At 74.3% G+C, this 13,613-nt stretch carries 13 protein-coding genes; 4 read left to right on the top strand and 9 right to left on the bottom strand.

Translation table 11 applies throughout. The features are described from left to right. The first annotated feature begins 42 nt into the window (after window positions 1-42). Together ctaD and ACRB68_RS32510 are read left to right on the top strand one after the other, a co-directional pair. Window positions 43-1,713 (top strand): aa3-type cytochrome oxidase subunit I, encoded by a 1,671-nt coding sequence (ctaD, locus tag ACRB68_RS32515; RefSeq protein WP_153539172.1) that lies wholly within the window; start codon window positions 43-45, stop codon window positions 1,711-1,713. Between the two features lie 68 nt (window positions 1,714-1,781). Then, entirely contained in the window at window positions 1,782-2,471 is a 690-nt protein-coding gene (locus tag ACRB68_RS32510) for a class I SAM-dependent methyltransferase family protein (protein WP_153539170.1), read from the top strand. Window positions 2,472-2,520: 49 nt separating this feature from the next. Here the strand turns inward: ACRB68_RS32510 and ACRB68_RS32505 are convergent, their stop codons facing one another. From ACRB68_RS32505 to ACRB68_RS32485, 5 genes are all read right to left on the bottom strand, one after another. After that, window positions 2,521-3,339 (bottom strand): SDR family NAD(P)-dependent oxidoreductase, encoded by an 819-nt coding sequence (locus ACRB68_RS32505; RefSeq protein ID WP_153539168.1) that lies wholly within the window; start codon window positions 3,337-3,339, stop codon window positions 2,521-2,523. A gap of 105 nt (window positions 3,340-3,444) precedes the next feature. Further along, window positions 3,445-5,019, bottom strand: a complete 1,575-nt coding sequence (locus ACRB68_RS32500) for a flavin-containing monooxygenase (protein WP_153539166.1) — start codon at window positions 5,017-5,019, stop codon at window positions 3,445-3,447. Window positions 5,020-5,021: 2 nt separating this feature from the next. Continuing rightward, window positions 5,022-6,023 carry an AurF N-oxygenase family protein gene (locus ACRB68_RS32495; RefSeq protein WP_153539165.1) on the bottom strand — a complete coding sequence of 334 codons (1,002 nt, stop codon included), beginning with the start codon at window positions 6,021-6,023 and terminating at the stop codon, window positions 5,022-5,024. Further along, window positions 6,020-6,736: a TetR/AcrR family transcriptional regulator gene (locus ACRB68_RS32490; protein ID WP_328595056.1), complete on the bottom strand. Its 717-nt coding sequence runs from the start codon at window positions 6,734-6,736 to the stop codon at window positions 6,020-6,022. Before ACRB68_RS32490 ends, ACRB68_RS32495 begins: the two co-directional genes overlap by 4 nt. A 58-nt stretch (window positions 6,737-6,794) precedes the next feature. Next, a complete protein-coding gene (locus tag ACRB68_RS32485; RefSeq protein WP_194293536.1) occupies window positions 6,795-8,582 on the bottom strand; it encodes an AfsR/SARP family transcriptional regulator in 1,788 nt (595 codons plus the stop codon). A gap of 115 nt (window positions 8,583-8,697) precedes the next feature. Between ACRB68_RS32485 and ACRB68_RS32480 the strand changes: the two genes are divergently transcribed. Beyond that, a complete protein-coding gene (locus ACRB68_RS32480; RefSeq protein ID WP_153539161.1) occupies window positions 8,698-9,144 on the top strand; it encodes a S26 family signal peptidase in 447 nt (148 codons plus the stop codon). Here ACRB68_RS32480 and ACRB68_RS32475 read toward each other — a convergent pair. From ACRB68_RS32475 to ACRB68_RS32460, 4 genes are read right to left on the bottom strand one after another with little or no spacing between them, the layout of a single operon-like run. After that, window positions 9,124-10,980, bottom strand: a complete 1,857-nt coding sequence (locus tag ACRB68_RS32475) for an ABC transporter ATP-binding protein (protein ID WP_328595055.1) — start codon at window positions 10,978-10,980, stop codon at window positions 9,124-9,126. The two genes, ACRB68_RS32480 and ACRB68_RS32475, sit on opposite strands and share 21 nt — an antisense overlap. Next, on the bottom strand, window positions 10,977-11,510 hold the full coding sequence (locus ACRB68_RS32470; protein ID WP_153539159.1) for a TlpA family protein disulfide reductase: 534 nt from the start codon (window positions 11,508-11,510) through the stop codon (window positions 10,977-10,979). Before ACRB68_RS32470 ends, ACRB68_RS32475 begins: the two co-directional genes overlap by 4 nt. Window positions 11,511-11,518: 8 nt before the next feature. Next, a complete protein-coding gene (locus ACRB68_RS32465) occupies window positions 11,519-12,052 on the bottom strand; it encodes a MauE/DoxX family redox-associated membrane protein (protein WP_153539157.1) in 534 nt (177 codons plus the stop codon). Window positions 12,053-12,108: 56 nt separating this feature from the next. Next, window positions 12,109-12,318: a hypothetical protein gene (locus tag ACRB68_RS32460; RefSeq protein ID WP_153539155.1), complete on the bottom strand. Its 210-nt coding sequence runs from the start codon at window positions 12,316-12,318 to the stop codon at window positions 12,109-12,111. Between the two features lie 243 nt (window positions 12,319-12,561). Between ACRB68_RS32460 and ACRB68_RS32455 the strand changes: the two genes are divergently transcribed. Beyond that, complete coding sequence (locus tag ACRB68_RS32455) at window positions 12,562-13,596, top strand: FtsX-like permease family protein (protein WP_153539153.1); 1,035 nt, start codon at window positions 12,562-12,564, stop codon at window positions 13,594-13,596. Window positions 13,597-13,613: the final 17 nt, after the last annotated feature.

The following is a 13,613-nucleotide window of genomic DNA, read 5'->3' as shown; positions in this document are numbered from 1 at the left end:
CGGCGAATAGTGGAGGGCGTCCCCGTCCGCAGGGAGCCCGGCATGGTACTTCTCGGCCGCACGCTCCCGGAGGCGCCGCCGCGGCCGCGCCCCCGGGGCTCGGTGCTGGTGAACTGGCTGACCACGACCGACCACAAGGTGATCGGCTACCTGTACCTGATCACCTCGTTCGTCTTCTTCCTGCTGGCCGGGCTGATGGCCATGGTCATCCGGGCCGAGCTGGCCGAGCCGGGGCACCAGCTGGTCAGCAACGAGCAGTTCAACCAGCTGTTCACCATGCACGGCACGGTGATGCTGCTGCTGTTCGCCACCCCGCTGTTCGTCGGGTTCGCCAACGTGATCATGCCGCTGCAGATCGGGTCGCCGGACGTGGCGTTCCCGCGGCTGAACATGCTGAGCTACTGGCTGTTCCTGTTCGGCGGGCTGATCGTGTTCCTGTCGTTCGTCACGCCCGGCGGCGCGGCGTCCTTCGGCTGGACCGCCTACTCCCCGCTGACCAGCTCGATCCGCACCCCCGGCGCCGGCGCCGACCTGTGGATCATGGGGCTGGCGCTGTCGGGGTTCGGCACCATCCTCGGCGGCGTCAACTTCATCACCACCATCATCGGGATGCGCGCGCCCGGCATGACGATGTTCCGGATGCCGATCTTCACCTGGAACATCATGCTGACCAGCCTGCTGGTGCTGCTGGCCTTCCCGATCCTGGCGGCGGCGCTGCTGGTGCTGGAGGCCGACCGGCGGTTCGGCGCGCACGTGTTCGACCCCGAGCTCGGCGGCGCGCTGCTCTGGCAGCACCTGTTCTGGTTCTTCGGCCATCCCGAGGTCTACATCATCGCGCTGCCGTTCTTCGGGATCATCACCGAGGTGATCCCGGTGTTCAGCCGCAAGCCGCTGTTCGGGTACTTCGGCATGGTCGGCGCGACGATCCTCATCGCCGGGCTGTCGATGGCGGTGTGGGCGCACCACATGTTCACCACCGGCCAGATCCTGCTGCCGTTCTTCTCCTTCATGACCTTCCTCATCGCGGTGCCGACCGGGGTGAAGTTCTTCAACTGGGTCGGCACGATGTGGCGCGGCCGGATCAGCCTGCAGTCGCCGATGCTGTTCGCGGTGGGGTTCCTGGTGACGTTCCTGTTCGGCGGGCTGACCGGGATCATCCTGGCGTCGCCGCCGCTGGACTTCCAGGTGCAGGACTCCTATTTCGTCGTCGCGCACTTCCACTACGTGGTCTTCGGGACGGTCGTCTTCGCGATGTTCGCCGGTTTCTACTTCTGGTGGCCGAAGATGACGGGAAAGATGCTGAACGACACCCTCGGCAAGATCCATTTCTGGTTCCTGTTCGTGGGGTTCCACACCACCTTCCTGGTCCAGCACTGGCTCGGCGCCGAGGGCATGCCGCGCCGCTACGCCGACTACCCGCGCGAGTTCCTGGCGCTGAACCGGGTGTCCAGCATCGGGGCGTTCATCCTCGGCGTCTCCACGCTGTTCTTCCTGTACAACGTCTACCGCACCGCCCGGCACGGCACCCGGGTCGACGTCGACGACCCCTGGGGTTACGGCAACTCCCTGGAGTGGGCGACGTCCTGCCCGCCGCCCCGGCACAACTTCGCGAGCATTCCGCGAATCCGCTCCGAACGCCCGGCGTTCGACCTGCACCATCCGCATTCGCCGACGGTGGAAGAGGGGCGGCGCACGTCCGGCCCGGACGACTGATCTGGGCCTGGAACGGCCATCGGTTGACTTTTCCACTATGTGATCACGGGGCGGAATACGGTGATCGCATGGAACGGTACGAGATCCCGGCCCAGCGGGACTGGGCCGCCTGGCATCGGGCCTACGACGACCCGGACTCGGCGCTGTCGCGCCGGCTGCGCGCGGTCCAGGAGCGCGTCGCCGCGGCGCTGGACACCGCGCCGCCCGGGCCGCTGCGGGCCGTCAGCTTATGCGCCGGGCAGGGCCGCGACCTGATCGGCGCGCTGGCCCGGCACCGCCGCCGCCGCGACGTCACGGCCCGGCTGGTCGAGCTGGACGAGGCCAACGTGCGGGCCGCCCGGCACGCCGCCCGCCGCGCGGGCCTGGAGGGGATCGAGGTGGTGGCCGGCGACGCCTCGGTCAGCGACGCCTACGCCGGCGCCGTCCCCGCCGACCTGGTCCTGCTCTGCGGCGTCCTCGGCAACATCACCGACGCCGACATCGAGCGGCTGATCTCGCTGCTGCCGCAGCTGTGCGCGGCGGGCGCGCGGGTGGTGTGGACCCGCAACCGGCGGCCGCCCGATGTCACCCCGCGCATCCTCGGCTGGTTCGCCGGGAACGGCTTCGAGCAGGAGTGGGTGTCACCGCCGCGGGAGCAGTCCTACGGCGTCGGCGCGCACCGGTTCCGCGGGTGCCCCGTCCCGCTGGAGCCGGGGGTGCGGCTGTTCACCTTCGTCGGCTACGACACCCTGCGCAAGGGTGCGCCCTGGCCGACCTGAGCACGGCGCGTCCCCCGGCCCGCACGGGCCGGGGGACGCGCCGCGGCGGCTACTTGCCCGAGCGGATGCGGCTCACGGCGAGCCCGGCGACGCGGGTGGCGGCGCCCGGGTTCAGGCGCACGCCGCGCCAGGCGGCCCGGCCGTGCGCGGGAGCCACGATCAGCGCCTTGTTGCGGTCGACGCCGCGCATGATGTCGGCGGCGAGCTTCTCGGCGGTGTACAGGCGCGGCGCGGCCTTCTGGATGTCGTCCTTGGCGTCGCCGCTCATCGACGTGGCCGGCAGGTCGGGGTTGACGTTGGTGAGCAGCGGGGTGTCCACGAAGCTCGGGCAGACCACGCTGACCTTGACGCCGCGCCCGGCGGCCTCGGCGCGCAGGCCGAGCGACAGCCCGACGACGGCGTGCTTGGTGGCGGTGTAGGGGATGCCGAGCGGCATCGGCACCAGGCCGGCCAGCGAGGCGGTGTTGACGATGTGCCCCGACCGCTGCTCCAGCATGATCGGGTAGGCGGCGTGCACGCCGTGCACCACGCCCTTGAGGTTGATGTCGATGGCACGGTCCCAGTGCGCGAGGGTGAGCTCCTCGGCGGCGCCGCCGATGGAGATGCCCGCGTTGTTGAACACCAGGTCGAGCCGGCCGTGCTCGGCCTTGACGCCGGTGAACAGGTCGGCGACCGCGTCGGCGTCGGTGACGTCCAGCGCGGCGGCCGTCGCCTTGCCCTTGCCGAGGGTGTTCAGCTTGTCGGCGACGGCCTGCGCGCCGGCGGCGTTGATGTCGGTGACCACGACGGTGTCGCCGCGGGCGACCAGGGACGTGGCGATCGCCCGGCCGATGCCGGACGCGCCTCCGGTCACGATCGCGATGCTCATGGGGCGCTCCGCTCGCTCGGGGATGCCGGTCCGCGGGGCCGGGACGGGGGGAGTGGCCCGGCCCCGCGGCGGCGGTATTGGATGACTTGTGGAATTGCGGGGAGTCTACTCGCCGGTACCGGCTGCCGCAGCCGTTCCCGCCGGGATGACGGCGGGCGCGCCGCCCACCTGGAAGTCGGCCGGGTCCAGCCGCCGGGTCCGCAGCCAGTAGTTGACCGTGGACGCGGGCCAGGCCGCCCGGTTCACCCCGTTCTCATCCAGGTACCAGCTGGTGCAGCCGCCCGCGACCCACACCGCGCCCGCGGACCTGTCCTGCACCCAGCGGTTGAACCGGTCCTGGACGCTCTCGCGCACCGCGATCCGGCCGGCGCCGCGCTCGTCCAGCATCCGCAGGCACTGCAGGACGTAGCGGACCTGCGCCTCGATGATGAAGATCATCGAGTTGTGGCCGAGCCCGGAGTTCGGGCCGAGCAGCAGGAACAGGTTCGGGAAGCCCGCCACCGTGACGCCCAGGTGCGCCTGGATGCCGTCCTTCCACGCGTCCTGGATCCTCAGCCCGTGCCGGCCGACGATGTGCGCGTGCTCGAAGGCGTCGGTCACGTGGAACCCGGTGCCGAAGATGATCGCGTCGACCGGGTACTCGGTGCCGTCCCTGGCCACGATCGAGTGCTCGCGGACCTCGGCGATCCCCGCGGTGGTCAGCTCCACGTTGTCGCGCGTCAGCGCGGGGTAGTAGTCGCTGGACACCAGCGTCCGCTTGCAGCCCATCGTGTAGTCGGGCGTCAGCTTGGCGCGCAGCTCCGGATCGGGGACCTGCCTCTTCAGGTGCGCCTGCGCGATGCCGCTCGCCGCCTTCAGCAGGCGGGGGTTCTTGAACCCGAGGACGAAGCTCTCCTGCAGCAGGTAGATGGCGTTGCGGTAGCCGCGCTGCACGCCCGGCACCCGGCGGAACAGCGCCTTCTCCACGCCGGTGACGCGCCGGTCGGGCTTGGGCATGATCCACGGCGGGGTGCGCTGGAACAGCGTCAGCGACCCGACCCGCTTGGCGATCTGCGGCACGAACTGGATCGCCGAGGCGCCCGTCCCGATCACCGCGACGCGCTTGCCGGCCAGGTCGTAGTCGTGGTTCCACTCGGCCGAGTGGAACGTGGTGCCCTGGAAGGACGCCAGGCCCGGCAGGTCGGGGATGCTCGGCTGGTGCAGCGGGCCCATCCCGGCCGCGAGCGCCCGGCCGCGCACGACCTCGCCCGGCGCGGCGCCCGCGCCCGCCACGGTGACCTGCCAGGTGTCGGTCGCGTCGTCGTACTCGGCGCCGGTCACCTCGGTCTCGAACCGGATGTGCTGCGCCAGGTCGTACTTGTCCACGATGCCCTTGATGTACGCCAGCAGCTCGCGCTGCCTGGGGAACATCCGCGACCAGTCGCTCTTCGGCTCGAAGGAGAAGGAGTACAGCAGCGACATGATGTCGCAGGCGCACCCGGGATAGGTGTTCTCCCGCCAGGTGCCGCCGACCTCGCCCGCCTTCTCCAGGATGACGAAGTCGTGCACGCCGGCCTTCTTCAGGCCGATCGCCATGCCGAGCCCGGAGAAGCCGGTGCCGACGATGACGGCCTTGTACGCGCCGCCGGGCCCCGCCGCCGGGGTGACGACGGCGGACCGCTCCAGGGTTCGCCCGCCCATGCTCAGGCGGCCTTGGCCAGGCGTGCGGCGCCGCGCTTCTTCGGCTCCTCCCAGATCCCGAACGCCTTCCACAGCTGCTTGTTGACCGGCGTGATCACGCCCAGCTCGTCCATCAGGTCGCGGATCTTCCCGACGGAGGCGCGGATCTCGCCCTGCGCCTCGGCGTTCTTGTACGCCTCGCGGACCACCTCGTCGGGGATGCCGAAGCGGCGCACCATCGCCCCGGGCGGGGCCAGCATGATCCGGGCCATCACGCCGAGCACGATCGGGGTGAGCAGGCCGAGGGCCCGCCGCCGGGGCCGGGGCATCCGCGGCACCCGGTGCTTGAGGTAGTGCCGGGCGAAGGAGATGTGCCGGGCCTCCTCGGCGATGTGGATCTTCATGATGAGCTCCTCCAGCGGGTGCTGGATGTGCCCGCCCTTGAGGTTCTTGCGCTGCACGTAGTCGATCGGGTCCTCGCCGCCGAGCACGAACACGAAGAACATCTCGGTGCTGATCATCGGGATCCACGGCGCCAGCTGCGCGACCACGGTGAGCGCGCGCGGCATGCCCTTGATCGGCATCCCGGTGCGGTTGACGAACTCCTGGAACATCATCCCGTGGTGACATTCCTCGGTCGTCTCGTGGTAGACGTACCGGAACTCGGGCCGACCGTTCGGCAGCCAGTAGGCGTAGTTGAGCAGGCCGCGCTTCAGCAGGTTCTCGAACTGCAGCCCGATCTTCATCATCGTGGCCACCCGCCACAGGCCGATCTGCGCCTGGATCTCCGGCGGCTGCGACCGGTACCAGGCGGTCTCGCCGAGCCGGTCGAAGGGCGGCAGCACCCAGCGCGGGTCGTTCTTGTCGATCTGGAACTCCGGGTCGTCCCAGGGGATGTCGGCGTAGGCCTCCCAGTGCTTGTCCACCGACGCCTTGTTCAGGCGGTCGATGACACCGAAGTAGGACTTGCGGTCCTTGACCTGCTCGCGGACTTCCTCGGCGAGCTCGGTGGGTGCCTTGGTCATGATGATGCTCCCTGGGGGGTGGGCCCGGCGGGCTCGGGGGCGGCGCCCGGTGCGGGGACGGGCGCCCCTCCGTCGGGGACGATCAGCCGGGCGATGTTCTTGATCTGTGTCAGCACTTCCCGCTGGCGCCCGGCCGCGTCGTCGTCCAGCGCGTTCTGGATCGACAGGCCGACGAACATCGCGAACAGGCCGCGCAGCATCGTCGGGACGGCGTCCTCGGGCAGCGTGTTCGCGGGGAACAGCCGCTCGAACGTCTCCAGGATCATCTCCAGGATCCGCTCGTTGAGGTCCAGGCAGAACGGCCGCAGCTCCTCGTCGGTGCGCGCGGCCACGGCCAGCTCCATCAGCGCGCGCGCGGGGCGGCTGCGGAAGACCTCCCACAGCAGGTCCAGCGCGCCCGCCACGTTGCGGCGCTCCTTGGGCAGGATCGCGAACGCGGTCTCGTAGGCGAGCCGCTGCGCTTCCAGCATGTGCTCCACCGCGGCCCCGACCAGCTCCATCTTGGTCGGGTAGTGGTGCTGCTGGGCGCCGCGCGACACGCCCGCCCGGCGGGCGACCTCGGTGGTGGAGGTGCCCGACCAGCCGAGGTCGACCAGGCACTCCATGGTGGCGTCCAGCAGCAGCGCGCGGGTGCTGGAGCGGCGCTCCTCCTGGGTGCGGCGGCCGGATCCGCTGCGGCGGCGGGCATGGCGTCGGCGAGTACTTACTGACACACCCGAAAAGTACGTGCCCGACATACAAGCAAGCAAGCCTGCATGTATGTCGGCCACGTCACAATCGTCCGTCGCGGGCCGCGTCCTGGCCGGTCAGCGCGCGTACCAGCGGATGGATGCGGTACCGGGCGTCGCTGCCGAACGACACCAGGTGCGCCTCGCCGAGCGCCTCCAGGCGGCGCGCGGCGTCGGCCGGGTCGGTGGCGAGCGCGACCGCCGCCGACGGCAGCGAGAACGGCCGCCGCCCGGCGCGCGCGAGCACCCGCAGGCTGGCGCGCTGGTCCCGGGGGGAGCGGCGCAGGTGGGCGTCCAGCCGGGTGCGCACGTCCAGGTCGCCGATGCACAGTTCGTCGAGCAGCAGCGGGGCCGCGGCCAGGCGCCGGGCGAGCTCGCCCGGGCCGTGCTGGGGGTGCGCGGTCAGCTTGGCCGCGACGATCCGCAGCGCGAGCGGCAGGTCGCCGCAGAGCCCGGCGAGCAGCCGGGCCGCGCCCGCCTCGCGGCGGATCGCCGCGCCGCCCGCCGCGCGCGCCAGGAACTCCAGCGACTCGGCGCGGGAGAACACCTCCAGCGGCAGCCGGGTGTCGGCGTCCAGCGCGGCGAGCGCCCGGCGGGAGGTGACCAGCACCGCGCAGCCCGGGCCGCCGGGCAGCAGCGGCCGCACCTGCCCCTCGGCCGCCGCGTCGTCCAGGACGATCAGCATCCGCCGGCCGGCGAGCGCCGTCCGGTACAGCGCGGCGAGCTCGTCCGAGGAGCCGGTGGGCGGGGGAGCCGCGCCGAGCGCCCGGATGAGGCGGCGCAGCGCGTCGCCCGGCGGCACCGGCCGGGCGGACGAGCCGCGCAGCTCCAGGTAGAGCTGCCCGTCGGGGAAGCGGTCGCGCAGCCGGTGCGCCGCGTGCACCGCCAGGGTCGTCTTGCCGATGCCCGGCATGCCGGACACGACCGCCACCGGCGCCATCCGGCCCGGCCCGGCGAGCGCCGCCGCGAGCGCGGCGACGGCGGCCCGCCGGCCGGTGAACCCGGCGTCGTCGCGCGGCAGCTGCGTCGGCACCGGCCGGACGGGCGCGGCGGGGCGCGTCCGGGCGGCCGGCCGGTCGTCCGCCCGGCCGGCCAGGATCGACTCGTGCAGCCGGCGCAGCTCGGCGCCCGGTTCCAGGCCGAGTTCCTCGGTCATCAGCCGCCGCCCCTGCCGGTAGACCGCGAGGGCCTCGGCCGGACGCCCGGCCTGCCGTAACGCCGTCATCATCTGGCCGCGCAGCCCCTCCCGGAAGGGATGCGCGGCCAGCAGCGCCGACAGCTCCGACACCAGGTCGGCGTGCCGGCCGAGGCGCAGGTCCAGGGCGATGCGCTCCTCCAGCGCGGTGAGCCGCCGCTCTTCCAGGACCGGTCCCATCGCGTCCGCGAGCGGGGCCGCGACGTCGCCGAGCGCGGTGCCGCGCCACAGGTCCAGGGCGGTGGCGAGCTCGGCGCGGGCGGGCTCGGGGCGCCCGGCGCGCTCGTGCGCGCGGGCGAGGCACCAGCGGTGCTCGAACTCGGCGAGGTCGAGCCGCCCGGGGCCCGGCTGGGCGAGGTAGCCGGGGGCGCGGGTGGCGATGATCCGGGTGGCCTCGGCGGGGCCGAGGCAACCGGCGATGAGCTTGCGCAGCCCGCAGACCAGGTTGTGGACCTTGGCGGTCGCGGTGCGCGGGGCCCGGTCGCCCCACACGGCCTCGATGACGCGGGCGAGCGGGACGGGACGGTCGGCGTTCAGCAGCAGCAGGGCGAGGACGGTCCGCTGGTGCGAGCCGGCCGGGCGCAGGGAACGTCCCTCGTGCCGGATCTCGACGGGACCGAGAACATGGAACATCATCGGGATCTCCTGAGTTCCAGGGCGCGGCGGGGGTGATCGTGCGCCCTCCCGCTCTGCATCATGCGCCCGAAATCGATCTTTGCCGAGACCCCGGAACCCCCCGATACTGAACACGATGAGCGTGCTGCTGTGGGTGAGCGGAACGGCGGCCGGCACGGCCCTCGCGGCCGGCGCGGCCCTCGCCGCGGCCCGCCGCCGGCTGGTGGTGGTCACCGTGGGCGGCCCGAGCATGGAGCCGACCTACGTGAGCGGCGACCGGGTGCTGGTGCTGCGGCGCCGGAGCGTGCGGCGGGGGGACGTGGTGGTGCTCGCCGGGCCGCACGACCCGCCCGCCGGCGGCCTGGCGACGACGCGCTGGTTCGTCAAGCGCGTCGCGGCGCTGCCGGGCGACCCGGTCCCCGAACGGGTGCGCCCGGCCGTGCCCGACCCGCTGGTGCCGCCGGGCAAGGTGGTGGTGCTCGGCGACGGCGCCCGCAGCGCCGACTCGCGGCAGTGGGGGTACTTCCCGCTGGACGGCGTGCTCGGCGTGGCGGTGCGGCGGCTATCGCGCCGTGAGGGGTGAGGGGCCGGCGGCGGGGTCTTCCTCGGTGTCGTCGAGGCGGTAGCCGTCGGCCTGCAGCCGGAACAGCCCGGCGTACTCGCCGCCGGCGCGCATCAGCGCCGCGTGGTCGCCGGTCTCGGCCACCTCCCCGCCCGCCAGCACCACGATGGCGTCGGCGTCGCGGACCGCGCTCAGCCGGTGCGAGATCAGCAGGCTGGTGCGGCCCGCGCGGTGCTCGCGCAGCCGCCGGTGCACGGCGTGCTCGGCGGCGGCGTCGAGGCCGGTGCCCGGCTCGTCCAGGACGAGCAGGTCGCGGGCGTCGCGCAGGAACGCCCGCGCCAGCGCCACCCGCTGCCACTGGCCGCCCGACAGCATGACCCCGTCGGCGTCGGAGTCGCTGAAGAACTCCCGGCCGAGCATCGTGTCGTAGCCGTCGGGCAGGCCCGCCAGCTTGGCGTCGACGCCCGCGCGCACCGCCGCCGCGCGGATGCGGTCCAGGTCGTGCAGGGCGGACAGGTCGCCGATGCCGATGTTCTCCCGCGCCGTCAGGTCGTAGCCGACCGGGTGCTGGAACACCGCGCCGATCCGCTCGCGCAGCTCCTCGGGCGGGATGTCGCGCAGGTCCACGCCGTCCCACAGGATGGCGCCGCGGGTCGGGTCGTACAGCCGGCAGAGCAGCTTGACCAGGGTGCTCTTGCCCGCGCCGTTGCGGCCGACGAGCGCGGTCGCGCGCCCGGCGGGGATCGTCAGCGAGATCCCGCGCAGCGCCCACGGGTGGCCGTCGGCGTACCGGAACCACACGTCCCGCAGCTCGATGCCCGCGCGCAGCTCCGGCGCGCGGCGGCGGACGGCGGGCGCCGGCAGGTCGGGCCCGGCGTTCACCACCGCCTCGTAGTGGGCGAGCACGAGCAGCGCCTGGTAGCCGTCGGCGGCGCGCGCGACGATGCCCTCCAGCGACCCCTGCGTGCCGCCGACCGCCGCCGCGAACAGCGCGATGTCGCCGACGGTGAGGACGCCCGCGCGCACCCGCAGCACCGCCCACACCAGGCCCGCGCCCGCCACCAGCGCGCCCGCGAGCGCGAGGCCGCCCTGGCCGCCGAGCACCCGCCGGTCCAGCGTCCGCTCGGCGCGGTTGATCGCGCGGGTCTCGCCGAGCATCCGCTCGCGGAACCAGCCGCCGAGCCCGTACAGCCGGATCTCGGTCGCGGCGCGCACGTCGGTCTGCAGCCCGGCGAACAGGCCCTGCCGCCGCGCCGCCGGGCTGGTGCCCCACAGGAACTCCGCCCGCCGCCGCGCCAGGCGCAGCTCGACGAGCAGCAGCGGCAGCGCCGAGACCAGCACGAACGCGGTCATCGGCGCGCTGATCACCAGCAGCGCCGTGACGAACCCGGCGAGCGTGAGCGCGCTCTGCACCCCCATGAAGACCGCCGACACCAGCTGCATGGGGGTGGTCTGGCCCGCCTGCTGCGCCATCCGGATGCGGTCCAGGAACCGCGGGTCCTCGAAGCGCCGCACGCCGGTGAAGGCGTTCACCGAGGCGAACAGCCGGTCCTGCATCGCCAGGCCCACCTCGCGGCGGACCTGCGCGTCCAGGTACCGGGTGAGGTGCGAGGTCATCGCCAGCACCGCGCCGAGCACGGCGAGCGCGAGGACCGGCGCGAGCACCGCGCCGCCGCCGGTGAGCCGGTCGAGCAGCAGCTTGGTGACCCAGGCCGCCGCCGGCGGGACGAGCCCGCCGGCCGCGACCACGGCGAGGTGGCCGGTGGCGGCCGCCGGGGCCGCCCGCCAGGTGAGCCGGAGCAGCCCCGGCAGGCGCCGGGCGGCGCCGCGGGCGCCGCCCCGCGGCGCACCGGTCACGCGGCCACCGGCGCGGGCAGCGCCCGGATGCTGGTGTGCCCGGCCGCGACCGTGGCGTCCGGCCCGACCAGGTAGAAGGTCGGGAACACCCCGACCTTGAACGCCGCCGCGAGCCGCCCGTCGGCGGGTTCGGCGACCACCCGGACGTGCTCGCGCAGCGCGGCGACCAGGTCCGCGCCCTCGGCGGCGTCGCCGCTCACCACCGCGACCGCGTCGGTGACGGCCCGGCCCCGCACGTAGGCCAGGAACGGCTCGACGTGGGCGCGGCAGGACTGGCAGGAGCCGGAGAAGAACCCGACCACGGTGGTGCCGCCGGTGAAGTCGACGGGCCGCCCGGCGAGGTCGGCGGCCTGGACGGCGGGCACCGGCGTCCCGGTCTCCAGCAGGCTGAACGGCAGCGCGGCGGCCTCGTCGCGGTCGTGGTCGTGCTGCGGCTGGTCGCGCAGCCGCCGGATGATGGTGACGGTGAGCAGCAGGTTCAAGACGGTGAGGGCGCCGAGCAGGACGACGGCGGCGGCGAGATAGGGCATGGGGGCTCCTAGCTTCGGGCGAACAGCGAGGTCAGGTCGTCGAACAGCAGGACGAGGACGAGGCCGAGGGCGGCCCCGGCGAGCGCCACCGTCACCCCGGCGGGGTGGCCCAGGTGGACGGGGCCGGCGAGGCGGCCGGCGGTGGCGGTCACCGCCGCCGCCAGCAGCAGGCCGTTGCGGATCAGGTGCGCGGCGCCGAGCGGCGCCTCCGACGCCCCGAAGCAGCGGCACGGCACCCGGTCGCCGCGTGCGAGGCTCACCGCGATCCCGGCCGACAGGACCGACAGCAGCGCGGCGGCGGCGACCGGCCCGGCCGCCGAGGGCAGGCAGAGCAGGACGGCGGCGGCCGCCTCGGCCGCCACGACCACCGCCGCGACCGCCTTCGCCCGCTGCGGCGGGACGAGCCGCAGCCGCCGCAGCGACCAGGCGAAGTCGTCGAACGCGCCCGCGCGGCCGAACGCGGGGACGGGCAGCTTGCTCGCCGCCGACACCGCGAACACCCCGGCCAGCAGGCACTGGCAGGCGAGGATCAGATAACCCATGAGGGCACTCCCGGGACGGTCCCGGGGCGGGCCGGCCGCCCCGGGACCTCATCGGATCAGCAGGGGACGGAACGGCCGCAGTCGTAGGAGCAGCCGCGGTTGACGGCCTCGCACCGGCAGTTGTAGCAGTAGCGGCACGACACGACGCAGCTCCCGGCGCAGTGCGCCTCGGTCCAGCAGTCCGGCGGACAGCAGGCCGACGCGTCCGCGCCCGGCAGCACCGTGGTGAGCAACCGCTCACCGATGGACAGGACGGATTTGACCATGACGCCTCCTGGGAGGGCTCGACAACGGACGCCCCATCGTGCGCGCCGCCCCTACCAGCGCCCTGCCGTCCGTCTGCCGTCGCGCTAACAGGCCTGGCGGCGAGCGCCGCAGCCTCCGGTCGCGCCCGTGTGCCGTACGCCGCCGGGCGTAGGCGGTGCCATGCGGATGCGCCTCATGGCGCAGGGGCGGTGTCTCTTCCGGCCCGACGACGCAGGGGGTGCCGTCGGCCGACGATCTTCTGTATGGGCAATGCGGCAGAGGCACGAAGGTCGGTCATGGAGGCGCGGGGCGGCACGGTCGTCGCGCACGTGGGTCCCGGCGCGGCGCGCGCCGAGGTCTACGGCGGGGTCGCGCGGGAGCTGTGGGGGCGCCGGCGGCGCATCGCGGGCCTGGCCGGTGCGGTGATGCTCGCCGTCGCCTTCCTCGCCGGCACCCTCGCGCTCGGTGACGCCGAGGTCGTCGACGGCACGGTGCCGAGCGGCCTGCGGTCGGTGCTCGCCGGGTTCGGCGGCGTCGCGCTGCTGGTGGCGGCGTTCGGGGTGCACCGCGCCTGCACGGGCACCGCCGCGCAGCGCGCCCGCGAGACGGCGCGGCTGCGCGCCCGCGGCGTCGCGGCCGGCCGCATCCGCGCCCTCGCCGCCGCCGAGGCCCTCGCGGCCGGCGCCGCCGGCACCGTGCTCGGCCTCGCGGCCGCCGCCTGGTGCGTGCGGCTGCTGAGCGCGCTGTTCCCGGCGGCGGGCCTGCACGGCCTCGCGGCCGGCGCCACGCCGGGCCCGGCCGTGGCGGCGGCCGGCCTGCTGGTCCCGCTGCACGCCGTGCTGCGCCGGACCGGGTCCGGCGGCCCCTCGGAGTCGCGGGTCATCATCGGCGGCGCGGTCGCCGCCGTCGCGGCCGGGGCGGTGGTGTCCGGCGCGTTCGGCGGCCGCGCCGACCTCGCCATGGCGGGCGCGATCATGATGCTGGGCGTGGTGGTCGTCCTCGGGCCGGTCGTGGCCGGGGGGCGCGCCGCGACCGCGCCGGCGGTCGGGTTCGGCGCGGTCGCGCTGCTGGCCGTGCTGGCCGGCTCGCTCCGCGCCGACCTGCGCGATGTGGTCTACGCGATGCTGCTGCTGGCGGGCACGATCGTGCTGCCCGGCTGCCTGGCGCTGGCGGCGCGCGAGCCCGGGCCGCGCACCTGGCCGGCGACGCCGGCGGGCGCCGCGGCCGGGCTGCTGCTCGGCCTCCTGCTCGGCTGGGGAGTGGCCGGTGCGCTCGGCGGTCCGTCCGCCACGCCGTGATCGGGCCCGGATATGGT

The sequence above is a fragment of the Actinomadura macrotermitis genome (genome assembly GCF_009604375.1).
Lineage (GTDB): Bacteria > Actinomycetota > Actinomycetes > Streptosporangiales > Streptosporangiaceae > Spirillospora > Spirillospora macrotermitis.
This window is presented reverse-complemented; position numbering and strand designations above follow the sequence as displayed.

Excerpts from the sequence above, each read along its gene's own strand:
- ACRB68_RS32510 (WP_153539170.1), top strand. The coding sequence starts at position 1,782 with ATGGAACGGTACGAGATCCCGGCCCAGCGGGACTGGGCCGCCTGGCAT.
- ACRB68_RS32495 (WP_153539165.1), bottom strand. The coding sequence starts at position 6,023 with ATGACCAAGGCACCCACCGAGCTCGCCGAGGAAGTCCGCGAGCAGGTC.
- ACRB68_RS32480 (WP_153539161.1), top strand. The coding sequence starts at position 8,698 with ATGAGCGTGCTGCTGTGGGTGAGCGGAACGGCGGCCGGCACGGCCCTC.
- ACRB68_RS32465 (WP_153539157.1), bottom strand. The coding sequence starts at position 12,052 with ATGGGTTATCTGATCCTCGCCTGCCAGTGCCTGCTGGCCGGGGTGTTC.
- ACRB68_RS32455 (WP_153539153.1), top strand. The coding sequence starts at position 12,562 with ATGGGCAATGCGGCAGAGGCACGAAGGTCGGTCATGGAGGCGCGGGGC.
- ACRB68_RS32500 (WP_153539166.1), bottom strand. The coding sequence starts at position 5,019 with ATGGGCGGGCGAACCCTGGAGCGGTCCGCCGTCGTCACCCCGGCGGCG.
- ctaD (WP_153539172.1), top strand. The coding sequence starts at position 43 with ATGGTACTTCTCGGCCGCACGCTCCCGGAGGCGCCGCCGCGGCCGCGC.
- ACRB68_RS32485 (WP_194293536.1), bottom strand. The coding sequence starts at position 8,582 with ATGATGTTCCATGTTCTCGGTCCCGTCGAGATCCGGCACGAGGGACGT.
- ACRB68_RS32505 (WP_153539168.1), bottom strand. The coding sequence starts at position 3,339 with ATGAGCATCGCGATCGTGACCGGAGGCGCGTCCGGCATCGGCCGGGCG.
- ACRB68_RS32470 (WP_153539159.1), bottom strand. The coding sequence starts at position 11,510 with ATGCCCTATCTCGCCGCCGCCGTCGTCCTGCTCGGCGCCCTCACCGTC.
- ACRB68_RS32460 (WP_153539155.1), bottom strand. The coding sequence starts at position 12,318 with ATGGTCAAATCCGTCCTGTCCATCGGTGAGCGGTTGCTCACCACGGTG.